Annotated in this window: 22 protein-coding genes; 13 read left to right on the top strand and 9 right to left on the bottom strand. The window is 67.3% G+C overall.

Annotation, left to right across the window (positions count from 1 at the left end; all coding sequences use genetic code 11):
- Positions 1-111: 111 nt before the first annotated feature.
- Positions 112-999 carry a LysR family transcriptional regulator gene (locus BM109_RS33785; protein WP_093352969.1) on the bottom strand — a complete coding sequence of 296 codons (888 nt, stop codon included), beginning with the start codon at positions 997-999 and terminating at the stop codon, positions 112-114.
- A gap of 130 nt (positions 1,000-1,129) precedes the next feature.
- On the opposite strand from BM109_RS33785, the gene BM109_RS33780 reads away from it, so the two are divergent.
- The 12 genes from BM109_RS33780 to BM109_RS40990 all read left to right on the top strand — a co-directional run bounded on the left by BM109_RS33780 (position 1,130) and on the right by BM109_RS40990 (position 12,799).
- A complete protein-coding gene (locus tag BM109_RS33780; RefSeq protein WP_093352967.1) occupies positions 1,130-2,494 on the top strand; it encodes an LLM class flavin-dependent oxidoreductase in 1,365 nt (454 codons plus the stop codon).
- 15 nt (positions 2,495-2,509) lie between these two features.
- Positions 2,510-3,016 carry a flavin reductase family protein gene (locus BM109_RS33775; RefSeq protein ID WP_093352964.1) on the top strand — a complete coding sequence of 169 codons (507 nt, stop codon included), beginning with the start codon at positions 2,510-2,512 and terminating at the stop codon, positions 3,014-3,016.
- Positions 3,017-3,091: 75 nt separating this feature from the next.
- Positions 3,092-4,078 carry a Bug family tripartite tricarboxylate transporter substrate binding protein gene (locus BM109_RS33770; RefSeq protein WP_093352962.1) on the top strand — a complete coding sequence of 329 codons (987 nt, stop codon included), beginning with the start codon at positions 3,092-3,094 and terminating at the stop codon, positions 4,076-4,078.
- Positions 4,079-4,121: 43 nt separating this feature from the next.
- A complete protein-coding gene (locus BM109_RS33765; RefSeq protein ID WP_093352960.1) occupies positions 4,122-5,120 on the top strand; it encodes an HpcH/HpaI aldolase/citrate lyase family protein in 999 nt (332 codons plus the stop codon).
- A 1-nt stretch (position 5,121) separates the two neighbouring features.
- Complete coding sequence (locus BM109_RS33760; protein ID WP_093352958.1) at positions 5,122-6,330, top strand: CaiB/BaiF CoA transferase family protein; 1,209 nt, start codon at positions 5,122-5,124, stop codon at positions 6,328-6,330.
- A 31-nt stretch (positions 6,331-6,361) separates the two neighbouring features.
- Entirely contained in the window at positions 6,362-7,360 is a 999-nt protein-coding gene (locus tag BM109_RS33755) for an HpcH/HpaI aldolase/citrate lyase family protein (RefSeq protein WP_093352956.1), read from the top strand.
- Between the two features lie 88 nt (positions 7,361-7,448).
- Positions 7,449-8,288: an IclR family transcriptional regulator gene (locus BM109_RS33750; protein WP_256222944.1), complete on the top strand. Its 840-nt coding sequence runs from the start codon at positions 7,449-7,451 to the stop codon at positions 8,286-8,288.
- A 115-nt stretch (positions 8,289-8,403) separates the two neighbouring features.
- On the top strand, positions 8,404-9,654 hold the full coding sequence (locus tag BM109_RS33745) for an alpha-hydroxy acid oxidase (protein WP_256222943.1): 1,251 nt from the start codon (positions 8,404-8,406) through the stop codon (positions 9,652-9,654).
- A gap of 11 nt (positions 9,655-9,665) precedes the next feature.
- Positions 9,666-10,634: a Bug family tripartite tricarboxylate transporter substrate binding protein gene (locus BM109_RS33740; protein WP_177239537.1), complete on the top strand. Its 969-nt coding sequence runs from the start codon at positions 9,666-9,668 to the stop codon at positions 10,632-10,634.
- 54 nt (positions 10,635-10,688) lie between these two features.
- Positions 10,689-11,582, top strand: a complete 894-nt coding sequence (locus BM109_RS33735) for a TauD/TfdA dioxygenase family protein (RefSeq protein WP_093352948.1) — start codon at positions 10,689-10,691, stop codon at positions 11,580-11,582.
- Between the two features lie 13 nt (positions 11,583-11,595).
- Positions 11,596-12,306 (top strand): 4-carboxy-4-hydroxy-2-oxoadipate aldolase/oxaloacetate decarboxylase, encoded by a 711-nt coding sequence (locus BM109_RS33730; RefSeq protein ID WP_143129316.1) that lies wholly within the window; start codon positions 11,596-11,598, stop codon positions 12,304-12,306.
- Between the two features lie 208 nt (positions 12,307-12,514).
- Entirely contained in the window at positions 12,515-12,799 is a 285-nt protein-coding gene (locus tag BM109_RS40990) for a transposase domain-containing protein (protein WP_143129315.1), read from the top strand.
- Here the strand turns inward: BM109_RS40990 and BM109_RS33725 are convergent.
- The 8 genes from BM109_RS33725 to BM109_RS33695 all read right to left on the bottom strand — a co-directional run bounded on the left by BM109_RS33725 (position 12,783) and on the right by BM109_RS33695 (position 25,470).
- A complete protein-coding gene (locus BM109_RS33725) occupies positions 12,783-15,776 on the bottom strand; it encodes a hypothetical protein (RefSeq protein WP_143129314.1) in 2,994 nt (997 codons plus the stop codon). The genes BM109_RS40990 and BM109_RS33725 overlap by 17 nt on opposite strands.
- Entirely contained in the window at positions 15,773-17,617 is a 1,845-nt protein-coding gene (locus tag BM109_RS33720; RefSeq protein WP_143129313.1) for a phospholipase D-like domain-containing protein, read from the bottom strand. The genes BM109_RS33725 and BM109_RS33720 overlap by 4 nt, the downstream gene beginning before the upstream one ends.
- The gene (locus BM109_RS33715; RefSeq protein ID WP_093352935.1) at positions 17,610-18,842 is read right to left on the bottom strand and encodes a DUF6361 family protein; all 1,233 of its coding nucleotides are present in this window, start codon (positions 18,840-18,842) and stop codon (positions 17,610-17,612) included. Before BM109_RS33715 ends, BM109_RS33720 begins: the two co-directional genes overlap by 8 nt.
- 550 nt (positions 18,843-19,392) lie before the next feature.
- Entirely contained in the window at positions 19,393-19,827 is a 435-nt protein-coding gene (locus BM109_RS40985; RefSeq protein ID WP_143129312.1) for a hypothetical protein, read from the bottom strand.
- Positions 19,828-19,937: 110 nt separating this feature from the next.
- On the bottom strand, positions 19,938-20,423 hold the full coding sequence (locus BM109_RS33710) for a cysteine peptidase family C39 domain-containing protein (protein WP_177239536.1): 486 nt from the start codon (positions 20,421-20,423) through the stop codon (positions 19,938-19,940).
- Positions 20,424-20,951: 528 nt separating this feature from the next.
- On the bottom strand, positions 20,952-22,415 hold the full coding sequence (locus BM109_RS33705) for a tannase/feruloyl esterase family alpha/beta hydrolase (protein WP_143129311.1): 1,464 nt from the start codon (positions 22,413-22,415) through the stop codon (positions 20,952-20,954).
- 169 nt (positions 22,416-22,584) lie between these two features.
- On the bottom strand, positions 22,585-24,213 hold the full coding sequence (locus tag BM109_RS33700) for a thiamine pyrophosphate-binding protein (protein WP_093352927.1): 1,629 nt from the start codon (positions 24,211-24,213) through the stop codon (positions 22,585-22,587).
- Positions 24,214-24,231: 18 nt separating this feature from the next.
- Complete coding sequence (locus BM109_RS33695) at positions 24,232-25,470, bottom strand: MFS transporter (protein ID WP_093352925.1); 1,239 nt, start codon at positions 25,468-25,470, stop codon at positions 24,232-24,234.
- A gap of 144 nt (positions 25,471-25,614) precedes the next feature.
- Here BM109_RS33695 and BM109_RS33690 point away from each other — a divergent pair, with 144 nt between their 5' ends.
- Entirely contained in the window at positions 25,615-26,409 is a 795-nt protein-coding gene (locus BM109_RS33690) for an AraC family transcriptional regulator (RefSeq protein ID WP_093352921.1), read from the top strand.
- Positions 26,410-26,420: the final 11 nt, after the last annotated feature.

Raw genomic sequence — 26,420 nt, 5'->3', positions numbered from 1 at the left:
TCGAGCGGAACGGCGACCCCGTGACAGGGCCGCCCTCGCTTCGGATCATAGGAACGATAGGGACCGCACGAACGCCGCGAACATTACCGTTTGTCCATGTTCGGCCGCTCGCTACTCGGCCGCGATCAATTTGTTGCACATCTCCACCAGCCGCGCCGCCGCGGGCGAGAGCGAATGGCCGCGGATCGTCACGATGGCGATGGTGCGGCTCAGCGCCGGCCCGATGATGCGCACCACTTTGAGCGGCGTGCGCCGCGGCAGCGCCACGCGCGGCAGCAGCGCGATGCCGAGCCCCGCCTCGGCCATCGCCACCAGCGTCGTGACCTGCATGAACTCGTAGTTGCTCTCGTGCGAAAGGCCGTTGGCCTTGAGCGCGTTGTCGACATGGTCGCGAAAGGCGGTCGAGCTCGACAGCTTGAGCAGCGGCAGCTTCGACAGCTCGCGCAGCGAGATGCTGGCGCGACCGTTGTCCTGGTAGCCGCGCGGCAGCATCGCGCAGTAGTCGTCGACGAAGATCGGCGCGAACTCGAGCTCGCCCTTCTTCTCGGGCACCGGCCCGATCGCGAAGTCGACCTCGCGCCGGCGCACCGCCTCCAGCAGGTCCTGGTTGGCGAGTTCGCGCACGTGCACGCTGATGCCCGGGTATTTCTTCGCGAAGGCCGTGAGGATCGCCGGCAGCCGCGTGCTCGCGATGGTCGGCACGCAGGCGAAGGACAGGTGGCCCTGCTGCACGTCGGCCGCGTGCTGGATATGCGAGAGCCCGACCTCGAGCTCGGCCAGCGCCTTGCGCGCGCTGATCAGCAATTGCTCGCCCTCCTGCGTCAGCGCCACCTTGCGCGTGGTGCGCTGGAACAGCGCCACGCCGAGCTGCTCCTCGAGCTGCTTGACCTGCATGCTGACCGCGGGCAGCGAGCGGTTGGTCTCCTCGGCCGCCTTGCGGAAGCTCTCGTTCTGGGCCACCGAAAGGAAGGTGCCGATCAGCTTGAAGTTGATGTTCATGGGGCGATCCTGAGTCATTCCAAAAGTCTGAACAATGCCTAAGATTATTTGAGTTGTTGTGGTGCGAGGTCAAACCTAGCATTCGAGCCATCCCAATGACTCCGACGAGTCGCGAGAGAGGCAAGATCCGATGACCGCACCCCAGATGACGCTCGTGGCCTTCCTGCAGGCGCAGAACTGTTCGAACCTGGTCGCCTCGTGGCGCCACCCCGACACCGAGCTCGGCTATGGCACGCCGGCCTACTACCAGAACATCGCGCGCACGCTGGAGCGCGGCAAGTTCCAGATGGCCTTCTTCGACGACCGGCTCGCGATGCCCGACCGCTACGGCGACGACCATCGCGACACGGTCGAGCATGGCGTGCGCGCAGTCAAGCTCGATCCGATCTCGGTGGTCACGGCCATGGGCCTGGCCACCGAGCGCCTGGGCCTGGGCGCCACCTACTCCACCACCTACTACGAGCCCTTCCACGTGGCGCGCGTGTTCGCCACGCTCGATCTGCTGACGCAGGGCCGCGTGGCCTGGAACGTGGTGACCTCGCTCAACAATTCGGAGGCCGCGAACTTCGGCGCGCAGGAGCATCTCGCGCACGACCTGCGCTACGAACGCGCCGACGAGTTCCTGGAAGTGGTGCTCGGCCACTGGGACACCTGGCAGGAAGGCGCCGTGCTGCACGACAAGGCGAACGGCCGCTTCGCCGATGCATCCAAGGTGCGCCGCCTCGACCACAGCGGCAAGTGGTTCAAGTCGCGCGGACCGTTCACCGTGCCGCGCTCGGCGCAGGGCCATCCGGTGCTGATCCAGGCCGGCCAGAGCGGACGCGGCAGCGAGTTCGCGGCGCGCTGGGGCGAGCTGGTGTTCGTGATCTATCCGAACATCGACGTGGCGCGCAGGTCGTATGCCGACTTCAAGCGCAAGGTCGCGGCGCACGGCCGCGATCCCGCCCAGGTCAAGGTGGCACCCGCGGTCTACGTGATCGCGGCCGAGAGCCGTGCCGAGGCCGAGGACAAGAAGGCCGCGATCGATGCGCTCGTGAAACCGGTCGACGGCCTCGCGCTGCTGTCGGAAGTGCTGAACTTCGACTTCGCGACCAAGCGGCCCGACGAGCCCTTCACCGACGAGGAGCTGGGCTCGATCACCGGGCTGCGCGCGATCCTCGATCGCGTGATCGCGCAGAGCGGTCTCGCACGGCCGACGCTCGCGGACTTCCTGCGCTTCAGCGGCCGCGGCACCACCGACGAGCTCGCCACCTTCGTCGGCAGCAAGACCGACGTCGCCGACCAGATGGAGCAGTGGTTCCGCACCGGCGCCTGCGACGGCTTCGTGCTCGCGGCCACCAGCATGCCCGGCAGCTACGAGGACTTCGTGCGGCTGGTGGTGCCCGAGCTGCAGCGCCGCGGCGTCTTCCACCACGACTACGAGGGCCCGACCCTGCGCGACAACCTCGGCCTGGCGCGTCCGGCGGCGGGCGACTGGAAACATCTCTACCGCTGACACGAGGAGCACCCCATGGAAGCCAGCGCCTACAAGCAACTCATGAAGCATCACGCGGGTGCGCCGGTGGTCATCGCCACCGGCCGGCCCGGCGAGCGCACCGGGCTCACCGCCACGGCCTTCTGCTCGCTGTCGGATTCGCCGCCCACCGTGCTGATCTGCGTCAACCGCGGCGCGAGCGCGCACCCGGTGATCGAGCGCACGCGCGCCTTCTCGGTGAACCTGCTGCGCGACGGCCAGGCCGACATCGCCGCGCGCTTCGCGGGCATGACCGGCCTGAAGGGCGAGCAGCGCTTCGAGGGCGGCGACTGGACCGTGCAGCAGACCGGCGCGCCGGTGATGGCCGATGCGCTCGCCAGCCTCGACTGCGAGCTGCTGCAGGCGCACGACCACGGCACGCACTCGGTCTTCATCGGCCTGGTGCGCGAGGTGCACAGCGATGGCGGCGCCGACCCGCTGATCTATTTCCGCGGCAGCTTCAGCGCGCTGCGCGAGCGCGCGACAGCGGCCTGCGCGGCCTGACCGCGCCCGAAAACTCACTCGGAAACCCGCCCGGCGACCCGCCGGGAAATCCGACGACAAGAACAGGAGACAGCCATGAAGAGAAGAACCCTGCTGCAGGCAGGCGCCGCGGCCGCCTGGCCGCTGGTGCACGCGGGCGCCGCGCGCGCCGAGGCCGGCTACCCGAGCAAGCCGGTGCGCATCCTTGTGCCCTACACCACGGGCCAGTCGGCCGACCTGTTCGGCCGCATGGTCGCGATCGAACTCGGCAAGCTGTGGCCGCAGCAGGTGTTCATCGACAACAAGGGCGGCGGCGCCAGCATCCCCGGCATGCTCGCGGGCCGCAATGCCGCGCCCGACGGCTACACGCTGACGGTCGGCGGCAGCGGGCCGATGGCGATCAACCCCGGGCTCTACGGCAAGAAGCTGCCCTACGACCCGCTGGCCGATTTCATCCCGGTGCACGGCCTGTTCCTCTCGCCGCTGGTGGTGCTCGCCCATCCCTCGGCCGGCATCGATTCGTTCAGGCAGCTGGTCGAGTCCGCGAAGCGCAAGCCCGGCGCCGAGAAGTGGGGCGTGGCCGGCCTGGGCACCTCGCCGCACCTCGCGGGCGAACTGATCAAGGCCAAGGCGCAGATCGACGTGGTGGCCGTGCCCTACCGCGGCAGCGGCGTGATGCTCAGCGACCTGCTGGGCGGGCAGGTCACGCTGGGCGTGGACACGGTCTCGGCCGCCATCTCCTATGTGCGCAGCGGACAGCTCAAGGCGCTCGCCGTCACCTCTGCCAAACGCGTGCCGCAGCTGCCCGACGTGCCGACCGTGGCCGAGAGCGGCTTCCCGGGTGTCGAGGCCGTGGGCTGGGCCGGCTTCCTGCTGCCGCTGCACACGCCGCCGGCCGTGGTCGCGGCCGCCGAGCAGGGCATCCACCACGTGATGTCCGACCCCGCGATCCAGGAGGCCATGACGCAGCGCGGCGCGCTGCCCGACCTGCGAGGCGGCGGTGCCTTCGGCGCCTTCGTCAAGGCCGAGGTCCCGAAGTGGACCGAGCTGATCGTCGCCAACGGCATCAAGGTCGACCAGTAGGCCGGCCGCATCCCACACCCCTTCATCCGCCACAGGAGCCTTCGTGTCCGCCACCCTCACCCCGCCGCGCCGCCAGCGCCTCCAACGTTCCGAACTCGCGGTGCCCGCCACCTCGGAGCGCTTCTTCGCCAAGGCCTGCGCGAGCGATGCCGACGTCGTCTTCCTCGACCTCGAGGACGCGGTGGCCGACGCCTTCAAGGACCAGGCCCGGCGCCAGGCCGTCGAGGCCCTCAACGCACTCGACTGGGGTCGCAAGAGCGTGGCCGTGCGCATCAACGGCCTCGACACGCCCTGGGCCCTGCGCGACCTGGTCGAGATCGTGAGCGAGTGCCCGCGGCTGGACATGGTGCTGCTGCCCAAGGCCGGCACCGCCTTCGACGTGCAGTTCGTGGCGCAGGTGCTGACGGCCATCGAGCGCGAGAAGGGACGCGACAAGCGCGTGGGCATCGAGGTGCTGATCGAGACCTCGCAGGGCGTCGCGCATGCCGAGGAGATCGCCGCTTCGTCCGATCGGCTGGAGGCGATGATCTTCGGCGTCGGCGACTACACGGTCGACATGCGCACCAACGACTTCGTGTTCGGCACGCCGAGCGAGCGCTATGCGGTGCTCACCGCCCCCGACGCGCAGGGCGTGCGCCACCGGCACTGGAACGACCAGTGGCATTTCGCGCTCGCGCGCATCGCCAATGCCTGCCGCGCCTACGGCGTGCGCGCCATCGACGGGCCCTTCACCGACTTCGGCGATGCCGAGGGCTACCGCGCCTCGGCCACGCGCTCGGCGGCGCTGGGCTTCGAGGGCAAGTGGGCCATCCATCCCTCGCAGGTGGCGATCGCCAACGAGGTCTACTCGCCCTCGGCCGGGCAACTGGCCTGGGCCGACAAGGTGCTCGGCACGCTCGAAGCGGCCGCCGCGCAAGGCAACGGGGCCATCGGCGAGAAGGGCGTGCTGATCGACCTGGCCCATGCCAAGCTCGCGCGCTCGCTGCAGCAGCGCCAGGCCACGATCGACCGGCACACGGGCGGCAACGCCGAGCGGCGCTGAGATGGAACAGACCTCCACCGCCCCGCTGGCCGGCGTGCGCGTGCTCGACATCGCGACCTTCGTGGCCGCGCCCTTCAGCGGCACCATCCTCGCGGACTTCGGCGCTGACGTGATCAAGATCGAGCAGCCCGAGGGCGGCGATCCGCTGCGCAAGTTCGGCACGCCCACCGAATGCGGCGACACCCTGGTGTGGCTCAGCGAGGCGCGCAACAAGCGCTTCGTGACGCTGGACCTGCGCGTGCCCGAGGGCCGCGAACTGTTCCTCCAGTTGGTGGCGCAGTCCGATGCCGTGCTCGAGAACTTCCGCCCGGGCACCCTGGAGCGCTGGGGCCTGGACTTCGAGACCTTGCGCAAGGCCAATCCGCGCATCGTGCTGCTGCGCGTGAGCGCCTATGGCCAGACCGGCCCCTACCGCGAGAAGCCCGGCTTCGCGCGCGTGGCGCACGGCTTCGGCGGGCTCTCGCACCTCGCGGGCATGAGCGACGGACCGCCCGTGGTGCCGGGCTCGACCTCGCTGGCCGACTACATCTCGGGCCTGTGGGGTGCGCTCGGCGTGCTGCTGGCGCTGCGTGTCGCCGAACAGACCGGCGAAGGCCAGGTCATCGACGTCTCGCTCTACGAATCGATCTTCCGGCTGCTCGACGAACTGGTGCCGGCCTACGGCAAGTTCGGCGAGGTTCGGCAGCGGCTCGGCGCCGACGTGCCGCACGTGGTGCCGCATGGCCACTGGCAGACGGCCGAGGGCAAGTGGGTGGCACTGGCCTGTTCGAGCGACAAGATCTTCGAGCGCCTGGCCCACCTGATGGAACGGCCCGAGCTCGTGGCACCCGACCGCTTCGCGACCAATGCGCAGCGGCTCGCGGGCCGCGCCGAGATCAATGCCGCCATCGCGGGCTGGATCGGCCGGCTCGAACTGGCCGAAGCGGTGGCGCGCTGCGACGCGGCCGGCGTTCCCTGCGGTCCGATCATGGCGATCGACGACATCTTCGCCGACCCGCAGTACGCGGCACGCGGCAACCTGCAGCGGGTGCAGGACCCGCGCGTGGGCGAGCTCGTGGTGCCGGCCGCCGTGCCGCGGCTGTCGAAGACGCCGCCGCTGCTGCGCCACCTGGGCGGCGCGCTCGGCGCGCACACGCAGGAGGTGCTCGGCGAACTGCTGGGCCTCGATGCCGAGGCGCTGGCGCGGCTGCGTGCCGCCCATGCGCTGTGACCCGGTCTCCTTTCATCCACGACAAGCGCTCATGCATCCCACGCCCGTTCATCCCTCCGCCGCGCTGTTCTCCGGCGAGAAGCTCGTTCCCGCGCTCGCCCCCTGCGAGCACTACGCGGGCAGCGAGAAGCTGATCCACAAGGCGCTGCAGCTGCAGGCCGAACTCGGCCCGGTCTTCGACCTGACCTGCGACTGCGAGGATGGCGCCGCGGCGGGCGAGGAGAAGGCGCATGCCGAGATGGCCGCGCGCGCCATCGCCTCGGATGCCAATCGCCACGGCCGGGTCGGCGCGCGCGTGCACGATGCCTCGTCGGCCTTCTGGCGCGCCGACGTCGACACGCTGGTCGGCGAAGCCGGCGACCGCCTGGCCTACCTCACACTGCCCAAGGCGCAGCGCACCGCGGACGTCATCGCCATGCTCGACCACATCGAACGGCGCCGCGTTGCGGCCGGCCTCGCGCGCGCCATCCCGGTCCATGTGCTGGTCGAGACCCATGGCGCACTGCGCGACGTGTTCGAGATCGCGGCACTGCCGGGCCTGGAGGTGCTCGACTTCGGGCTGATGGATTTCGTCAGCGATCACCAGGGCGCGATCGGCTTCGAGGCCATGCGCAGCCCGGGCCAGTTCGAGCATCCGCTGCTGGTGCGCGCCAAGACGCGCATCGTGGCCGCGGCGCTCGCCAACGGCCTCGTGCCGGCGCACAACGTGTCGCTGGCGCTGCGCGATCCGCTGGCCACGCGCAACGACGCCTATCGCGCGCGGCATGAGTTCGGCTTCCTGCGCATGTGGAGCGTGCATCCCGATCAGATCCGGCCGATCGTCGAGGCCATGGCGCCCGATGCGAGCCAGGCCGAGCGCGCCAGCGCGATCCTGCTGGCGGCGAGCGAAGCGCAGTGGGGGCCGATACGGCACGAGGGCGAGCTGCATGACCGCGCCAGCTATCGATACTTCTGGAGCGTGCTGCGCGCGGCGCAGGCCGCGGGCACCGCGCTGCCCTCGCAGGTGCGCGAGCGCTTCTTCGCGGGCTGAGGCGGCGCGCGGCGAATAATCCGCGTCTTCGCCCACGATCGATGTCCGGCCCGGAACGCCGCGCGGGCCCATCGAAGGAACACGAGCGGTGAAAAGTTCGCGCAGCCCCCAGGCCCCCGCCTCCCATGGCACGCAGAGCATCGAGCGCGCGCTGCGCATCCTGCGCGAGCTGGCCGCGCGCGGCGAATTCGGCTGGCGGCTGTCGGACCTCGCGGCGCGCTGCGAGGTCGACAAGGGCACGGTGCACCGCGTGCTCTCGTGCCTGGTGCGCGAACGCTTCGTGCAGCAGCGCAGCACCGACAAGCACTACTTCCCCGGCCCGATGCTCTACGAGCTCGGCCTCTCGCTGCCCGGCTACGCGGCCTTCCAGCAGGCCTGCGAACGCCGCATGGCGAAGCTGGCGGCGCAGACCGAGGCCATCGCCTGGCTGATCCTGCGCAGCGGCAACGAGTACGTCTGCGCGGTGCGCCAGGGCTCGCTCGAGCTGCGCGGCCTGATGGTGCATGCGGGCACGCGGCGGCCGCTGTTCACCTCGGTCGGCGGCGTCGCGATCCTGCAGACCCTGCCCTCGCTCGAGACCGAGAACATCCTCGCCGACAACGTGCAGCAGGAGATCGCGCAGCGTGGCAGCGGCCGCCTCGGCGCGCTCGAGAAGATGCGCGACCGCTCGCGCCGCCATGGCTTCGGCGTCAACCTCGGCGACGTGGTGACCGGCGTGCATGCCTTCGCGGTGCCGGTGTGCGCCGACAACGGGCGCGCGATGGCCGCGGTGTGCCTCACCGGGCTGGCCGAGCAGTTCGGCGAGCCGAAGCTGGCCGAAGTTCGCGCGGCGCTCGCCGAAGTGGCCGCGGCGGTGGAACAGGATGCGCGCGAACTCCTCGGCGGCGTCATGCACATGGGGCACATGGGCGCGAGCGCCGAGCCTTGAACACCGGCGCGCGGCGCTACAAGTTCAGACTGTGAAACTCCGCTGCCCGGCCCTATGGGCAGCGAAAAGACCGCTCGATATTCTCGATCGCAGAGACAACTCACGACGAGAAACGATGAACGTGGACACTGCCGTCAACCTCGAGGACCTGCGCTCGATGGCACGGCGCAAGCTGCCGCGGATCGCCTTCGATTTCATCGATGGCGGCGTGGACGACGAGGACTGCATGCGGCGCAACCGCGAAGCCTTCCGCCGCTTCCAGCTGGTGCCGCGCTACCTCGTCGACGTGTCGCGGCGCGACCAGTCGACCGAACTGCTGGGCCGGCGTTATGCGAGCCCCTTCGGCATATCGCCCACCGGGCTGGCCGGGCTGTTTCATCCGGGTGCCGACGAACTGCTCGCGCAGGCCGCGCGCGCGGCCGACGTGCCCTTCCTGCTGTCGAGCGCGAGCAATGCCTCGGTCGAGGCGGTCGCGAAGCTCGCGCCCGAGCATGTCTGGTTCCAGATCTACGGCACGCGCGAGGAGCGCATCAACGCCGATCTCGTCGAGCGCGCACGCGACGCCGGCGTGCGCACGCTGGTGGTGTCGGTCGACGTGCCGGTGAACTCCAACCGCGAGCGCAACCGGCGCAACGGCTTCTCGCGCCCCTTCCGGATGACGCCCGGCGTGGTGCTCGAGGCGCTCGGCCATCCGGCCTGGGTGCTGCGCTACCTGCGCAGCGGCGGCATCCCGATGATGAGCAACTGGGCGCCCTATGGCCGCGCGGGGGCCTCGGCGTCCGAGGTCGCCGACCTCTACGGCACGCTGACACCCGCGCCGATGATCACGTGGCGCACGCTCGAGCGCATCCGCGCGGCCTGGCGCGGCCCGCTCGCCGTGAAGGGCCTGCTGCATCCCGACGATGCGCGCCAGGCCGCGGCGCTCGGCGTCGATGCGATCGTGGTCTCGAACCATGGCGGGCGCCAGCTCGACGTGGCGCCCACGCCGCTCGAGATGCTGCCCGCGATTCGCGCGGCGGTCGGCGAGCGCGTGGAGCTGCTGCTCGACAGCGGCGTGCGCCGCGGCTCCGACATCGTGATCGCGCGCTGCCTCGGCGCGCGCTTTGCGCTGTTCGGCCGGCCCACGCTGTTCGGCGCGGCCGCGGGCGGCGCGCGCGGCATCGCGCGTGCGCTGCAGATCGTGCGCAACGAGATCGACATGGTGCTTGCGCAGATCGGCTGCGCTTCTTTCGATGCGCTCGACGCGCGCCATCTGCGCAGTGCGGGCGCCGAGGCCTTCGCGAGCCCATCCCCTCCCCTGCCCGCCATGTCGGCGGCCAACGGCACCGCCTTCGATCCACCGCGGGCGGCGACCTCACAACCATGAAGGAGACAGCGATGACCTCACTTTTTCGCCTCGCTCGGCGGCTCGCCGCGCTGCCGCTGGCCTTCGCGCTGACCGCCGGCGCATTGGCCCAGGGCTACCCGAACCGGCCGATCAAGATCGTGATCGCCTACCCGCCCGGGCAGAGCACCGACATCGCCACCCGCTACTTCGCGGCCAAGCTCTCGGCCGCGCTGCACGAGGGCGTGGTGGTGGAGAACCGGCCCGGCGCCTTCGGCAACATCGGCACCGCCTATGCGGCGCGCGCCACGCCCGACGGCTACACGCTGATCATGGGCGCCTCGGGCACGCATGCGATGAACCCGGCGCTCTACGACAACATCGGCTTCGACGCCGAGAAGGACTTCGATCCCATCGTCGCGACCGCCTTCATCCCGATGGTGATCTCGGTGCACCCCTCGCTCGGCGTGCAGACGTTGCCCGAACTCATCAAGCTCGCGCGCAGCCGGCCCGACAAGGTCGACGTGGCGCTGCCCAGCGTCACGGCGCAGCTGGTGCTCGAGATGATCCGGCGCCAGAACGTGCCGCTGTTCTCGATCAAGTACAAGGGCTCGGGCGAGGCGATGACCGCGCTGCTGGGCAACCAAGTGCCGGTGCTGATCGACACCGTGGCGGCCTCGCGCGCGCAGTTCGGCAGGATCAAGCCGCTGGCCGTGACCTCGGCCAAGGCCATGACCGCGCTGCCCGAGATCCGGCCGGTGGCCGAGCAGGGCCTCGAGGGCTTCAGCGTGGTGGCCTGGAATGCGCTGATGGCGCCGCGCGGCACGCCGGTGGAGGTGCGTGAACGGCTGGCCACCGAGATGCGCAAGATCCTCGCGCTGCCCGAGACCGCCAAGGCCCTGCACGAGCTCGGCTTCGAGCCCGCGCCGCCGATGGACTATGCCCAGCTCGTCGCCTGGCTGCGCTCGGAACGCCAGACCAATGCCGAGATCATCCGCAGCGCCGGCATGAAGGCCGACTGACGCGCCGCCCCTCTTTCCCCTTTTCTTCTTTCATACACACCCAGGAGACATCCCATGACCGTGCTCGCGCAAGAACTCAAGTTCCGCCCGCTGCATTCCGATTTCGTGATCGAGATCGACGAACGCATCGAGGACATCCTCGCCAACCCCGACGCCATCGAGCAGGTGCGCCGCCTGTGGCAGGACGCGCCGGTCATCGTGTTCCCGCGCCAGTCGCTCGAGGAGGCCGACCAGGTGCGCTTCACCGAGCAGTTCGGCCACTGCGAGAGCGCCAACCGCAAGGACATCCAGTCGCCCTATCACGACGAGATCATCTACTTCAGCACCCTGCGCTATGCCGACGGCCGCTTCGTCGGCGGCTTCGCGGGCGGCGACGACGTCGACTGGCATTCGGACCAGACCTTCCGCGTCAAGCCCGCCACCGGCGCCATGCTCTACGGCCTCGAGGTGCCCAAGGGCGGCGGCGACATCTACTGGGCTGACCAGTACGGCGCCTGGGAGCGCCTGCCGGCCGACGTGCGCGCGCTGATCGACGGCCGCACCGGCACCTACCGCTATGCCAAGCGCATGGCGATCATGAACACGCTCGAGCTCAAGGACAAGGAGAGCGAGCAGGCCAAGGAGATGGCGAAGCTTCCCGATGCCTTCCACCCGGTGGTGCTCACGCATCCGCTGACCGGCCGCAAGGCGCTCTATGCCGACCCGACCACGCTGGTGGCGATCGAGGGCCTGAGCGAGGCCGAGAACGCGCGCGTGCTGCCGCTGCTGTTCGAGGCCGGCGGCAGCGCCGAACTCGTGTACCGCCACAAGGTGCGCAACGGCGACCTGATGATGTGGGACAACGGCTGCACCATGCACCGCCGCGACGAGATGCAGCTCAACCAGCCGCGGCTGATGAAGCGCACCACCTTCCGTCTCGCGGCCGACGCCTACTGCGTGCCGCACTGAACCGGGAGCGACCGTGAACAGTTCCAGAGTGTTCCTGCGCGTCAATCGCGTGGAAGCGGCCCTGTGCGCGAAGGCGCGCGAGGCCACGGTGTCCGACCTGCACGAGGCGGCCGCGCCGCGCGGCATCGGCGGCCTGATGTCCAGCCGCATGCGGCCGATCCAGAAGGGCGCGCGCATCGCGGGCCCCGCCGTCACGGCCTTCTGCGCGCCCGGCGACAACCTGATGATGCACCGCGCGCTCTACCTCGCGCAGCCCGGCGACGTGCTCGTGGTGGTCTGCGACGCCGAGACCTCGGGCGCCCAATGGGGCGACATGGCGGCGCGCTATGCGCTGCGCAAGGGCCTCGCGGGCGTGGTGGTGCAGGGCTGCGTGCGCGACACCGACACGGTCGAGGCGCTGGGCCTGCCGGTCTGGTCCACCCACGTCCTCTCGATCCATCCCGACAAGTGCGGCCATGGCTTCGTCAACACACCCGTGGTCTGCGACGGCGTGCTGGTGCAGCCGGGCGACCTGGTCATGGCCGACGGCGACGGCGTGGTCTGCGTGCCGCGCCGCGAGGCCGGCGAGGTTGTCGAGGCCGCGCTTGCGCGCATGCGCAAGGAAGAGGAGATGGCGCGTGCGGTCGAGGGCGGCGAGGCGGTGTGGGACCTGGGCGGCTCGGCGGCGAGCTATTCGGCGATGAACGTCGAGGAGATTGATGCGGCGTTTGATGACGCGCGCTGAGGGTGTGGACATGCAGCTGTCAAGACGGTCCAGGGCGGATCTATTTTCAAGCCTTGTCGTGTCAGCCGGCCCAGGGAAGTCCTGCACCCGGAGGACGGCGCGGTATTCATCGACGATAACCTGATCGCCCGATAGATCAAGCCCTTGAAACTCGGCACGAAGAACTGGCTGTTCGTGGACAGCAAGTCGCTCGCGGCGCGCGGCAGCGATGATGAGCCTGGTGCGGGCTGCCAAGCTTAACGGCCGGGACCCGTGGGCATACCTGCGCAGCGTGCTGGCGTGCATCCACTCGCATACCTGCCACCGGCTGACGAACTGCTGCCGCATCATTGGTGCCGGGCACGGCAAAATGCGACCAATGACCGGAACCGGCCATGTTCGGGCATTGGCGAGCGTCAGCTTCGTGGCGATTCAGTCTCGGACGGCTCAATGCAGGGAGCAGAAGCTCGCCCCGCATTTTGCGCAGGTGGGTGTCCTCATCTCTTCGGCCTAGGCGCCAAGTCCAACCGAAGACCAGCGATCTGGCGCTGATTTTCAACATCACCATTGGCCAGTCGCTCTAGGAGCCGGCGCGGATCAGGCTGGCCCAAAACCAACCGGTACCAGCTCGCCTCTTCCTGAAGCCGTTCCCATGTGGTCTCTTCGCGCGAGAACGGCACGTTGATGGCGAGCGCTTTAATCGGGTGTCCAGCGCCAAAGTGCCAAAATGGCGCGAGCATGCTCCTATGGGCGTCCTTCCGCCGCCCTGCTTCGCTCAACAGCAGATGCCAGGGGCCTTCGCGCCCAAGCCGCACTTTCGAGCCCCCTTTCCAGCCCGGAAGTTCCAGCTTCGCGATGTTCGTTCGCACGCCAAGGCTCAGGTATCGGTCGATCCGTCCTTCACGCTGCTCCAGTGCCAGCGGAGACACAGGAAGATTCCAGTGAGCGAGCCGCCGGCAGTACCGATGCATGTCCAGCCCCTCCTGTCCGGTGGAGGTCGTGGTCAGCACGAAGGGCGGAAACGGCGAGTTGAAGGCAGTCAGCAAGGGGCTGCCATGCGGGCCCGTGCCAAACTTTGTCCTGGTCGGCTGTGCGTCCTCATCGGGAAAGCTGTCTTGTTCACCTAAGGACCGCGCGAACATCGCCACCCCGTACGACGACCTCGCAGCTAGATGCTGCTTCGACGGCGGCTTGGGCCGGACAACGTGAAGGCCTCCAGCTGTGCTCAGGGCGACCTCCACGCTTTCCGCGAGCGACCTAGCCAGCTTGCTCGGGTTCTTTTCGGAACTGTCGCGAGCAAGAAGAAAGAGGTACTCGTCGAGCACGCTCTGCAGGTCGTTCGCCAAGCAGAACCGCAGTACCTTCTGCCAATAGTCCACCTTGGACCGACCAGAGGAGGCCTCGACGATGGCCACGGCGGCTGGCCGCTGGAATAGGCGAACGATGCTGCTTCCAATGCTGAGGGCTGCAGACAGCCACGCGCCGCGCGCAGATTTACGGCCCAGGCCAGGGACGGCGCGCCGCAATGCCCGGTAGGCGCAGGTCCCCGGAGCAGCAGCAGCCATCATCGCCAGATCATTTGCAACGCCGGTGGTCACGCTGGCTGAATCCTGGCGGCTTACCGCTGCCATGAGGTCGCTAGCAGACTCCAGGTTCGATCGCGCCCAGCCGGCAGGCGCCGGATAGTTTGCCCCGGCATTCAAGGCCACGGCCGTCTCCACGGCCTTGGCGCCTTTCGCGGAAGACGACACCTTCAGCAACTTCGCGTCCAGTAGTTGTTGGCGCACGCGCGCGACCATTTCTCCCGGATCCAGCGGATGGCCCGCCCCGCGCATGGCCACGAACGGATCGCTGTGACCGGCGAATCGCCAAAGCGGGGCGGCCAGGACGTAGGTGGATCGCACAGTCTCTTCCACTCCAGTGCGCTTACTGATTCGCGAGAACTTCAAGTCCTTCTTCTTCCCGCTGGGACGCAGTTCGGCATGCAGGTTCAAGGCGGTCGCAATGGCTGGCGGAGCTGCCGACCATGAGGTGAACACTAAGGTCTTGGACGGACCAACGCCTGGAATTCGATCTGGATCACAGATGTAGGGGACGGTCGGCGCAAGCCACAAGCGGTGGTCCTGCGCATCACGGCCCATTGCCCCGATCAGGGCGCGCAGCCGAGGATGCCCAATGTCGCCGAGCGAGCTGTTGCGCTCCAGTTGCCCGACCGTCAGGGCCGACGGCGTCCGCAGCCGCCTAGGCCCCTTTTTCAACAGCTCGCGAATATCGCGACCCGCTGCGTACTTGTCGCCGAGGGCGCTGAGCAGGTACGGCGTGGACTTCCACAGCTCGACAAACTCAGCGAACCGATGTCGCCGATCCTTGCTAGCAGGACTGGCCGCCTTCAGCAAGGCGATCGCTTGCCGGAGCGCCGCGAGGTCGTTCTTGTCAAGAGCCGCGTTGACGACGACCCGTTCCACGTGCGCGTCATGAGGTCGCTCAGTCCTGGCCATGAACAAGCGCAGCAGCTTTTCCAGCTTTCCAGCCGCAGCGGCCACGCGCTCCCTGCTGACCTTTTCATCCTGCAAGGACTGTTCCATCTCCTTCAGAGCGGTTCTGACACGCGCCGCTCTTCCAGATATGCCGTGATTGAGGAACCCTACAAGGTCCATGAAGCCCTTGTGCGGCTCAGGCTCTCCGCTTGGAGCATCCGCCTGATACGGCGTTGCGGAAAGAACGAGCAGTGGACGCTCCAGCATGTAGGCAACCTGAGGCGTCGGCATGCCGGCCATCAGGTCTGAGGAAAACCGCTGGATCTCGTCTACGACGACGATCGCCGGATCAAGCTTCTCCAACGCGCATCTCGCCAAAGCCGCGCGCAGGCCACCGACGATCAGCCGCCTGTGCTTCTCACGGTATGTTCGGTCCGAGAGCGCCTGAACGATGTTCTCGGGGAGGTGCCTCTCGAAATCGTCATGCAGGGAAGGCGGTATGGCCGTTTTGAAGTGCCCATCGAAAGTGACGTCCTTGGCTCGCCCCTGGAACATCTTCCTCACTGGCGGCTGCGCCATCAGCGCCCGATGCTTGCGCCACAGCAAGCGATACAGCAGCGCCCGCTCATGGGCTGACCCGAAATGGTCACCCCGCAAGTCTTTGATCGGCGTCAGGCCGATCAGCTCGCCTTGCACGACATGACCGTGCACACGCATTGCCAGCAGGCTCAACGAACCCTGGGCCGCAGGCACGACCGCCCCAGTCGCCAGCTTGCGAAGGTTCTGGCCGACGATATGGCTGCTCGATGCGAGGTAGAGGACGTTTCGCGGCTTCCCGGCCGTCGCGAGCGCGATGACGCCCTGCGCCACTTTTGTCTTGCCCAACCCAACCTCGTCTGCGACGAGGAAGCGCCGTTGCCCTTCAACAAACATACGCTGATGCGCGTAGTCGATGGTCCGACGTTGGAACTCGAGCAGGTTTGGGTCAAGAAGGGCGCGGCCTGCGGGCGTCACAGCGATGCCTTGATGAGGTTCCACATCCCAGCCAGGCTCTCGAATTCGGGGTCGTTCTCGACTCCGGAAAGCAAGCTGTCGATCATCTGGATCTCGTTTTTCGCATCGGCACCATGAACGCGCAGCAGCACTTTCTCAAGGATGGGAAGGATGGCGTCGTCGCTGGCCTTTGCCTTCGTAGCGTTCGCGGACGGAGTCTTCGCGGCGGACTTGCGTAACCCGCCTCTCACGCCGAAGTGCCACAGCAGTTCCTCGTACAGCCGCGGCTTGGCTGCGCGTGACAAGCTGGCTCGCGCATGCTCGCGGCACCAGTCGATATCGCCCTCCAGTTTCATGGCGAGCATCACCTCCAGAGGTTGGTCTATGGCGGTGCGGATTGTCAGGACCACAAAGGGGACAAGTTCGGCCCCCGCCTCGACGGCTATGGAGGCGACAAGTTCGCTCCGGTGAACCACCATCGGGCAGCCGTCAGTCGCTTGACCGAAAGGGCGCATCGACACTGCTGCATCAGCAGGCCACGACCCGCGGTCAGGCGGATACTTGGCGACGACCTGCAGCATCCTCGGCGGACCCTTGGTAATCGTCCCGACACAGGTTGCACCAGCCAGGCAACGTTGCGCTTCCTGCATCCAATCAGGATCTCGCGGCCCTGCTTCGATCGCCTCCAGGGTTAAGGGATCAAGCAGGTCACGGAATGCGGGCTCTTCGTCCTCCGCCGGCTTCGGGTCGGCCGGCCGTTCCATGAGGGTTGGCACAGAGAATGCCTTGGCCCGGGCAAGACCTGTCACGGCGACTTCGACGTTGCGCGTCCAACCGGCTGTGGTCGCATTGGCACTGGTGACCACAATGCTCGTGCCTTTCTTCTTCGAAGTCGACATGTAGATCTTCGCGTGCAGGCCAACCAGCCGACCACGTGCACCGCCCGTCTCCTGCGCTTGCGGAACATCTGGCTCGCGCCCCTCACCCGCGAAAGCGTGCGACGGGGTCGCTCCCTCAGTAAGCTGGAACACCTGGTAGCTTTCAAAGGCCGAAAGCGGAATGTCGACCGGTCGAGTGACAAGCCATCGCTCCGTGGTCGCGGCGCCCGCCTGTCCTGCAAGCTCGTCCAGTAGTCCCGGACTGACGAACGGCGAGATGACCAGCAAGTTGTCGCCCGTGAGCATCGCCTTCACATTGGAAGCGTTGGGGCTGCCGGGTTCGAAGAGCCGGACATCAAGACGATCGATGCCACGCAATGGCTGAAACTTCACCGTCTCAAGCTTCTTTGCGATCCGCTTGCAGTTCTCGACGGCTGGATGGCTGCTGTCGTTGATGTACCTCGCCAAGCCGCCAACGGCCTCCGCCAAGCCCGCGATGGCAACTCCGCCCGCCATCTCATCAAGCACGACGATCGAATCCCAAGAGTTGTCAGTGGTCAGGTTGCGCGTGGTGACGACAACCCGGCACAACTGGCGAGATGGGTCGTCACGCGCCGTGAACTCCGCGACAAGCAACTTTGGATGGAAGGAGCCTCCCCTCACGGAACACGGAACGACAGCGCCGCCAACAAGCTTGAGCAGCTCGCGCGACGACGCTAAGCGGTCTGGAATCGAGATCCGGTCGCCTTGGACAAGCAGGGTCATTCGCTCGCCGAGTTCGAAGACCCTAGCGATGCCGACCGGCGTGGCTACCCCCTTCGCGTCAAGTCCGGCAGCGAAAAGAGGCATGGTGATGAGGGTTTCCGCATCGAGGCTGTAGGCGGTTGCCAAGGCCTGCTCAAACCGATAGCCGGGCGGCGGCAATAGCGCGCGGCGCAACGTCGACCGCGCATATGGATCGAGTGGGCCCGTGCGGCTAGCCATGCGGGTTCTCCGCGTCGAACATGAAGGCCTTGACGCAGGCCTTCCAACGGAAGTCCCATCGGTTGGCCATCTCCGGCGTTCCAGACCAGGTCGCCAGGTGAGTTGCATGGGCCAGCTTCGGCGCCGGATTTACGCTGTTCTCCCTCTTCCTGACCGAATCGGCCCAGTTCCGGGACGTCAGGTCCCTCTTGCCGTCCACGAGTCGCTGCGCGCAGGCAGCAAGAAACCGCCGCGCGCTTCGGTCGCCCAGAGGCTCCCACGTTTCCTCCTTCGTCCACGGACCCAAGTCGGAAAGCTCCGCGACAACAGCCTTTTGCCAGTCGCCCAGCAGCTTGTCCAGCTTCTCCTGCATCGCGTCCAGCTGCCCGGCCTTCTTCTGCCATGCCGCTTCTGCGGAGTCTGCCTCGAGCTTTCGAGCCCGGCCGACAAGTGCGCAGTTGTAGGCCAATTGCGCGGTCCAGCACACCATGCTGATGGCCTTGGCGCGCTGCAGGTCGTCTCTGGCGCGAGCGTGGTCAGTCATGGCAACGTCCCAGGGATATGCGGCCTTCGAAACAACTCGGCCGGCCTTCACCTGAGACGCCAGCGCTGCAAGCGCTGGCTCCTTGGCCAGCGCAAGCCATCGATCCAGCAAGTAGTCGACCTCCGCTTTGGTGCATTGAATGTTGGGACTCTTGGAATCCTTTCGCTTCCAAAAATCGCCGGCAAGCTTCACGACCTTGGGGTCCCAGCGAACGCGCGCCTCCGAAAGCGGGCTGCCATCCTCGTCAGCCCGCCCCGAGAAACGGAAGGCTTCCCACCCGTTCTCCACTGTCACGTCGCGCCGGTCCCCGCCCACTGACGTGAGGAGCTTCCACTCCCCGATAGCTGTCCAGTACAGACGTACGAAGTCACGCTCGCGCTTTCGCCGCCCAATGACGCCCTTCTCGCTGCGGTTCGCAAGGTCGATCGCCGTGTTCAACGCCGCTTGGCTTCCCTCAAGCCCTTCAAGCGTCACGCCCCGCTTGCTCAGCAGGGCCGGTGCCAGGATGACATAACGAAGGCGCGTGTACTGAGTGGATGTTCCCGGAAACAGGGTGTCCGCCATGCGATCTCGCACGCTGGCACCAATGCGCAGCGGATCGACCCCCTCGCCTTCTGCTTGCTGGCTCAGGAAGTCGCGAATCTGCCGCGATTCATCCTCATCGAAATCCAGCCATTCCCAACGGCTCGCCGCTGTCGTCATGCGACGAAGTCCTCTCGTCTCTTGAGCATCTCGTCTCTCCCTTCTTTTCGGCTATTGGGGCGACGTGCAAGGCACGGATATCTCCGCGCGTTCTGCACGGGCATCAGCCCATAACCGTCCAAGGCAGCGGCCAGGGTATTTTTGCAGACTGTAACAACCTTTTAGCCATCCTCCGGCCGCCTCAGTTTGACCGCGACCGGGCGGTTGCCGCTGCCGCCTCTTCCGCCCGAGTTCAGCTAGCCCGGATGTTTCGTCGGTAGCAGGCCGATGGTGATGTTCGAGTGGTGTGACCGCTTTCGAGCGTCTGGATGCGTGCACCTGCTCGTGCTACCCCCGTAGCGGACGAGTGACTGGTTCGCGGCCGCCAATCTAGATCCATGAATGGCTGGTGAGGGCCCGAAGCGGACATGTCTTCCTTTCGACCTTCATCGGCAATTCTCTTCGGTGCGCACATGGCGTAGATCGCAGAATCCGCCTGATGCTAGTGGAAGTGGTACGTGCTTCTGGTCTCAACCTGTCTAAGCAGCATGGGCACCAGCCCCGCTGCGCGTCAGTTGGAGGGAAAGTCGCGACCGCGATTCCGCGAGACAATTCGCGCCTGTCGCTCGCGCACACTGCGGACCACATCGCCGACCAAGTTGTCTGTCGGCTCGGTTCTCATCACGCCTGCGCTATCTTGGCGCACGATGCGTACAACATGATTGGCTTTACCAACGTATAAACCAATGCAAAACGCATTGATTATCGGAGCACTGACATAGCTTGGAGCACATGCATACGGAAACGACGCGTCGTCTTGCTCTCGCAACCAATCGATTTGGGCTGCGACCTTTTCCGCAAATGGAGGTCCTTGAACTTCAGGAAACCAGCGCCCGTACGCGTTGCGTGCCAGAGCTACCGCCGTACGCCGGTCTAGCAGGAGAAAGTGTCGCCCTACATATTGGATGTTGCCGGAAGCGCCCATGGCAAGCGACGGCACGATCATGGCTGTCAGTTTAGCGCTGTCCACGCCAAGCAGCTTAAGTGCAGGGTCAAGCCGCTGAACTAGCGCCGCAGAGAGAGGCACGGGTCTTGGCCAAGCGATCGGCATCTAGGTTACGCGGTGAAGTAGCTGTGCGTCCACTTGCCCGTTGCCTGATAGCTGTGCGTCAGTGAATATGGCGAGACAACGTCGAGCGAGCCGTGCGCGGGATCGTATACATAGTACGAGGGCGAAGCACCCATGACAATGTAGCCAAAGATGGCGAGAAAATGTCCAACACCTTGGCCGGACCATTCGATTCGAACTCCAACTGGGCGACCTGCATCGATTTCCTTTAGGACTTGGGCGCTTGTCAAAGGACCAACGATTCCGTGTCCGAAATGACCGACTGCCTGCAAGGCGCTCTCGAGGAAGTGCTCGGTATCACAGTCCGGCTCGGCACACACTCCACTACAGGCAGTGGGAATACAAAGCTTAGCGACGCCACATTGTCCCGGCCCAGATCCGAGCGTGTCTGCGACGTAATTTGACACGGCTGCCCAGCACCACAGTTCCTTTTCCTGCTTCGGCACGGGATACAAACTCGGAATCACCGTCATCGTGATAATTCTCTCTCCTGGGAGTCTAAGATAAGCCCATACGACCGCTTCTGGCCGACAGCGAAAGTCTAACCGCGCGCGCATGCTTCCGGTTTCGATGACATGGCCGCGCGCTTACGAGGAAGCAGCGGCAGCAGCAGTTGGGCAGGGGTTGGCCCAGCTGCTTCTGCAGTGATGAACTCTGCCATTGCAATAACCTTTGCCATCACAACTGCACTATCAATCGCTCGCACTGCGATCCTCGAAAGTGGCCGTGGCAAAGGGATTGCGCGGAGAGCGATGAGCCAGCAACATCTTGCGAAAGCTGACTTTCCGTGCATTGACTTTGAACAACGCTGCGCGCGCGGTGGTCAAAAATATTCCTCAAGCCGTTGAGCTGCGAGCCGGTCCATTGCAGCAACTTTGACCACTGGCACATGACGTGCCGACGCATGTTCCGCTTTTTCGTTCTTTTCTGATACTCGACGAAATTCGGGAACATCCGGCGCCGCTGATCTCCGCGCGCCAGGCCCCAGCCGATGACACTTCTCAGGGCGCCGCGACGCACCTCCAAGCACTCAAGGCCTGCGCCGTAGGAATCTCCCCCGAGGCATTGCGCGCCAGCGAAGGCGCGCCACCCCGCGCCTGGTCGTCGTGCACCCAGCGGTCGAGATCGGCCAGCGCGTTCCAGTTCAGCTGCAGGGGCGTGAGGCCGAGCCGCTTGAGCACGGCATTCGTGTTGTAGAAGCCGTGGCTGTAGTCCTCGACGAAATAGGCGCGCACGGTGTTGCGGATGTCGGCGGCCGCGACCTGGCCGCCTGCGGGCAGGCCGTTCAGCTGCCTGACGAATTCGCCGGCCTGCGTGCAGGGCACGAGGAAGTCGGAGGTGCCCTGGTAGATCACGATCTTCTTGCCCTTGCCGCCGTCCCTCTTCTGCCGCGCCGACATGCGCAGGAAGGGCACGAGCTCGGCGGGCCGCACGTTCCACACCGGGGCCAGCTGGTCGAGCAGCCGGTGATAGCCGTCGTAGTCGGCGCCCGATTCGATCGCGACGTCCGCCAGGTAGCGCGAGGTCGCGCCCAGGCCGTCGCTCATGGTCTGGGGCGACACGTCCTGGCCGAACAGGCTGGTGAGCATGGCGGAGGCGCTGGCCCAGTTGGTCGTCCAGTCGTTGACGGTGTCGGGCACCTGCAGGGTCTTCAGCAGGTTGGTCTCGTCGACCGGCGGCGCGCCCGCGACGATGCCGTCGTAGGCATCGGGCCAGCTGGCGATGGCCTTGAGCGCCTGCCGGCCGCCGGTGGAGATGCCGACGAAGTAGGTGTCGGTGGGCGCCGTGCCGGTGAGCTTCTTGAGCAGGTACAGGCCGACGTCGAGCGATTTCTTGATCGAGTCCTGCCCGAAGTTCTTCACCATCTCCTGCTTCGCGACGTCCGCGAGGTTGCGGCCCGGACGCACGAAGTCGGGGTCGAAGGCGCCGTTCGAGCCGTCGGCGCCCGCGTCGCTGAGCACCACGGCGTAGTTGGCCAGCGCCACGCCCTGCAGCGGCAGCGCGAACTGCTGGCTGGTCTGCGTGCCGGCGGCGACCACGTCGGACTTCCAGGCAAAGCCGCCGCCGCCGAGCTGCACGAACTTGCCGTTCCACTGCGCCGGGATGTAGATCTGGTAGTTGATGTCGCGCACGCGGTAGCTCGGGTCCTTCACGGCCGGGTCGACGCCGCCGGGCGAGGTGGGCTGGATCGTGCCCTTGACCAGGCAGTAGGCCGGCAGCGCGAGCCAGACCTGCTGGACGGACGTGACCTTGAAGCCGCCGGTCTTCGGCGAGGGAAAGCGGCTGCCGCGAAAGTCGTTGAGCACGGCGTCGCCGTACTGCGAGCCATCGAGCTGGTTCGAGCAGGTGCGCACGAGGGTGTTGGCAATGTCGGTGGCCGCCTGGGCCCACGAGGCGAGTGCGCCGCAGGCCAGCGCCACGAGCAGCGACCGGATCGGCCGCACGAGATTCTCTGTCTTGGTCAAGATGTGTCTCCAACGTGATCGGTTCGAATTCACAAGACCCCACGCCTGAGCCGGAGCGGGGACCACGCCTTCTTCCAGAGGCCGTGAAATTCTTGATCGCGCTGGAATGGACCGCACTATCCCTGCGGCGCCAATCGAATGACTTCGGGCGCCCGTGGCCCGCGACGTCTCAAGGCTCGCGCCGGATCTGCGGCGCGGGCAATCCCTCGATCATCACGTTGAGGCAGGCGGGCTTGCCGCTCGCGATCGCGCGCCGTGCCGCGTCGGGCAATGCATCGGCCTCGGTGACGAGTTCGCCGTGCGCGCCGAAGGCCTGCGCCACCGCGTCGTAGCGCGTGGGCTGCAGCTCGCAGCCGATCAGCCGCTCGGGCCCGTAGTCACGCAGCTGGATCTGGTATTCGGCGTTCCAGCGCGCGTCGTTGCCCACCACCGCCACGAAGGGCAGGCGGTGCCGGATAGCGGTGTCGAACTCGGCGATGTGGAAGCCCACGGTGCCGTCGCCCATGACGGCAATCACCGGCGCCCCGGGCTGCGCGCAGCGCGCGCCGAGCGCATAGGCGAGTCCGGCGCCGATCGCGCCCGCCACGCCGTTGTTGACGCGGTGCGGCGCGCTGAGGCAGGCCATGGCCCACTGGCCGATCTCGCCGCCATCGCAGACCAGCACCGACTCGGGATGGCTGTCGAGCAGGGCCTGCAGCGGCCGCAGCATCTGCACTGGATGCAGGCGCCGCGGCAGTGAGGCGCGCGCGTCGTCCCATGCGGCGGGGCGATAGGCCAGCCATGCATGCGCTTCCCGCAGCCACGACGGATCCCTAGCGCCAGCCGCGGCCGCTGTCAGCGCCCGCATCGCCGGCCAGGCATCGGCCTGCGCTTCGGTGCGCAGGCGCTCGCCGAGGGCACGGCGACTGCGCGCGAGTTCATCCGCATCGGGATCGATCTGGTGGACCTGCGCATCGGCGGCCAACGCAGTGCCGAACTTCAGCGTGAAGTCCAGCCGCTTGCCCAGCAGCAGCACGCAGTCCGCGCGCGCCAGCAGCTGCGCGAAGGCGCCGAGGCTCGCATCGCCGATGCCGCGGGGGCTCTCCATGCCGGCGACCGGCACGCCCGTGGCCTGCTCCAGCGCGGCGATCAGCGCGCGCCCATCGCGCGTGAGGCAGGACGGGCCCGCGAGGATCAGCGGGCGCTCGGCCTCGGCGAGCAGCCGGGCCAGCTCGGTCGCGAGCGCCGGGTCCAGCAACCGCGGCTCGGGCGCGAAGGCTTCCGGGCCGAAAGCGGGCACGGTGGCCGCGCCCTCGAGCACATCGCTCGGCAGGCTCAGGTGCACCGGGCCGGGCCGCCCCGACTTCGCGATACGGATGGCCTTGGCGACATCGCCCGCCACCGCATCGGCACTGGCGCAGCGCCAAGAGGCCTTGCAGACCGGCTCGGCCATGTCGGCCTGGCGCATTTCCTGGAACGCGCCCTGGCCCAGCTGGTCGTTGGGCGCATGGCCCGACAGCAGCACCACCGGCGCCTCGGCCATCTGCGCGGTGTACAGCGCGGCCACGGCATTCGCGTGGCCGGGACCGCCGGTGACGAGCGCGATGCCGACCTCGCCCGACACCCGCGACCAGGCATCGGCCATGTGCACGGTGCTGGCCTCGTGGCGCACGTGCACGAGTTCGATGCCCGAGCCGAAGGCCGCGTCGAACACCGGCATGACGTGGTTGCCCGAGAGCGTGAAGATGCGCGCGACGCGGGCCGCGCGCAGGCATGCGATCAGCGCATCGGCGCCGCGAAAGATTCGGGTGGAGGGCATGCAGCGGGCAAAGGGGAGCTATGACTTGCGCGATTTTCCGGGCAACAGCGCCGCGACCACGCCGAGCAGCGGCAGGTAGGCGATCGCCTGGTAGACGAAGGCGATGCTGGTGTGGTCGGCCAGCAGGCCCAGCACCGCGGCGCCCAGGCCGCCCATGCCGAAGGCGAAGCCGAAGAACAGCCCCGAGACCATGCCGACCTTGCCCGGCATCAGCTCCTGCGCGTAGACGAGGATGGCCGAGAAGGCCGAGGACAGCACCAGCCCGATGACGATGGTCAGCGTGGTGGTCCAGAACAGGTCCGCGTGCGGCAGCAGCAGCGCGAACGGCGCCACGCCCAGGATCGACACCCAGATCACCGGCTTGCGGCCGATGCGGTCGCCGACCGGCCCGCCGAGCACCGTGCCCACGGCCGAGGCGAACAGGAAGAAGAACAGGTGCAGCTGCGCGCTCTGCACCGTGAGGCCGAAGCGGTCCATCAGGTAGAAGGTGTAGAAGCTGCTGATGCCCGCGACGTAGAAGTACTTCGAGAAGATCAGCACCAGCAGCACCGTGATGGCGCCCAGCACCACGCGGCGCGGATAGGGCGACTCGACCGCGCCCTTCTTGCGCACGCCGGCCGTGACGTGATGGAAGGCATACCAGCGGCTCACCTGCAGCAGCAGGCCGATGCCCAGCAGCGCGGCCAGGCCGAACCAGGCCACGCTGTGCTGGCCGAAGGGCACGATGACCGCGGCCGCGAGCAGCGGCCCGATGGCCGTGCCGAGGTTGCCGCCGACCTGGAACACCGACTGCGCGAGCCCGTGCTGGCCGCCCGAGGCGAGCCGCGCGATGCGCGAGGACTCCGGATGGAAGATCGACGAGCCGAGCCCCACGAAGGCCGCGGCCAGCAGCACGATGCCGAAGCTGGGCGCGAAGGCCAGCAGCAGCAGGCCGATCAGGGTGGCCGTCATGCCGATGGGCAGCGAGTAGGGCTGCGGACGCCGGTCGGTGAACAGGCCGATCAGCGGCTGCAGCAGCGAGGCCGTCAGCTGGTAGGTCAGCGTGATCAGGCCGATCTGCGCGAAGCTCAGCGAGAACGCGCCCTTGAGGATCGGGTACATCGCGAGGATCAGCGACTGCATCATGTCGTTGACCATGTGCGCGCTGCTGATGGCGCCCAGGATGCCGAAGGCGGGCTTGGCCTTCGCGGGACTGGCGGCGGCGACGCTCGCGGGCGTGGCCTGGGATTCGAGAGAGGCGGTCGCGGAAGGCGGCATGGGGACTTTCACACTGGGGAGACGGGACCGGCCGGCACGAGGGGCGCGAGGTCGGGAGGAACGGGCCGCCGGCGCCCCGGAATTATGGGAGGATGCGCCTCGCCTGTCTTGCGCCAACCGACCAACACCTTTCGCAAAAAGGACATGAACCTCCCGCGCCGTCCCAAGTCATTGCCCGAGGTGCTGCGCGAGATCGAGGGCGAGTCCTCGCCGATCGCGGGCCGCGGCACCGACTACCCCGCCGGCTGGCACATCCGGTCGCACCAGCACACCAAGCACCAGCTGATCTATGCCCTGCGCGGCGTGATGGTGGTGCAGGCCGAGGCCGGCCGCTGGGTGGTGCCGCCCACGCGCGCCATCTGGATGGCCGCGGGCATGGCGCACGAGATCCGCTGCGTCGGCGAGGTCCACATGCGCAGCCTGCTGGTGAAGCCCGAGGTGGCACCGAAGACCCTGACCGCGACGCAGGCCGTGGGCATTCCGCCGCTGCTGCGCGAACTGATCCGCGCGGCGATGGAGGTGAAGCAGCCCTATGCGCCCGGCACCCGCGACGGCCGGCTGATGCGCTTCATCCTCGACGAGCTGCGTAGCCTGCCCGTGCTGCCGCTGCACCTGCAGATGCCCGCCGACCCGCGGCTGCTGCGCATCTGCGAACGGCTGCAACAGCGCCTGGACGATGCCTCCACCCTGGCCGACTGGGCCGGGCGGCTGTCGCTCGACGTGAAGACCATCCAGCGCCTGTTCACGAAGGAGACCGGCATGACCTTCGGCCAATGGCGCCAGCAGGCCCGGCTGCTGCGCGCGCTGGAGCTGCTGGCCGATGGCGAGAAGATCATCGACATCGCGCTGCGCCTGGGCTACGACAGTCCCGGCGCCTTTGCCACCATGTTCCGCAAGCACTTCGGGCAGACGCCGAGCCAGTTCTTTGCCGAGCCGTGAGCCGGCGCGCC

It is taken from the genome of Variovorax sp. PDC80 (assembly GCF_900115375.1).
Lineage (GTDB): Bacteria > Pseudomonadota > Gammaproteobacteria > Burkholderiales > Burkholderiaceae_C > Variovorax.
This window is presented reverse-complemented; position numbering and strand designations above follow the sequence as displayed.

What these genes read in the sequence shown, in the direction of transcription:
- BM109_RS33785 (WP_093352969.1), bottom strand. Translation starts at nt 999, where the DNA reads ATGAACATCAACTTCAAGCTGATCGGCACCTTCCTTTCGGTGGCCCAG.
- BM109_RS33780 (WP_093352967.1), top strand. Translation starts at nt 1,130, where the DNA reads ATGACCGCACCCCAGATGACGCTCGTGGCCTTCCTGCAGGCGCAGAAC.
- BM109_RS33775 (WP_093352964.1), top strand. Translation starts at nt 2,510, where the DNA reads ATGGAAGCCAGCGCCTACAAGCAACTCATGAAGCATCACGCGGGTGCG.
- BM109_RS33770 (WP_093352962.1), top strand. Translation starts at nt 3,092, where the DNA reads ATGAAGAGAAGAACCCTGCTGCAGGCAGGCGCCGCGGCCGCCTGGCCG.
- BM109_RS33760 (WP_093352958.1), top strand. Translation starts at nt 5,122, where the DNA reads ATGGAACAGACCTCCACCGCCCCGCTGGCCGGCGTGCGCGTGCTCGAC.
- BM109_RS33755 (WP_093352956.1), top strand. Translation starts at nt 6,362, where the DNA reads ATGCATCCCACGCCCGTTCATCCCTCCGCCGCGCTGTTCTCCGGCGAG.
- BM109_RS33745 (WP_256222943.1), top strand. Translation starts at nt 8,404, where the DNA reads ATGAACGTGGACACTGCCGTCAACCTCGAGGACCTGCGCTCGATGGCA.
- BM109_RS33740 (WP_177239537.1), top strand. Translation starts at nt 9,666, where the DNA reads ATGACCTCACTTTTTCGCCTCGCTCGGCGGCTCGCCGCGCTGCCGCTG.
- BM109_RS33735 (WP_093352948.1), top strand. Translation starts at nt 10,689, where the DNA reads ATGACCGTGCTCGCGCAAGAACTCAAGTTCCGCCCGCTGCATTCCGAT.
- BM109_RS40990 (WP_143129315.1), top strand. Translation starts at nt 12,515, where the DNA reads ATGATGAGCCTGGTGCGGGCTGCCAAGCTTAACGGCCGGGACCCGTGG.
- BM109_RS33720 (WP_143129313.1), bottom strand. Translation starts at nt 17,617, where the DNA reads ATGGCTAGCCGCACGGGCCCACTCGATCCATATGCGCGGTCGACGTTG.
- BM109_RS33715 (WP_093352935.1), bottom strand. Translation starts at nt 18,842, where the DNA reads ATGACGACAGCGGCGAGCCGTTGGGAATGGCTGGATTTCGATGAGGAT.
- BM109_RS40985 (WP_143129312.1), bottom strand. Translation starts at nt 19,827, where the DNA reads ATGATCGTGCCGTCGCTTGCCATGGGCGCTTCCGGCAACATCCAATAT.
- BM109_RS33710 (WP_177239536.1), bottom strand. Translation starts at nt 20,423, where the DNA reads ATGACGGTGATTCCGAGTTTGTATCCCGTGCCGAAGCAGGAAAAGGAA.
- BM109_RS33700 (WP_093352927.1), bottom strand. Translation starts at nt 24,213, where the DNA reads ATGCCCTCCACCCGAATCTTTCGCGGCGCCGATGCGCTGATCGCATGC.
- BM109_RS33695 (WP_093352925.1), bottom strand. Translation starts at nt 25,470, where the DNA reads ATGCCGCCTTCCGCGACCGCCTCTCTCGAATCCCAGGCCACGCCCGCG.
- BM109_RS33690 (WP_093352921.1), top strand. Translation starts at nt 25,615, where the DNA reads ATGAACCTCCCGCGCCGTCCCAAGTCATTGCCCGAGGTGCTGCGCGAG.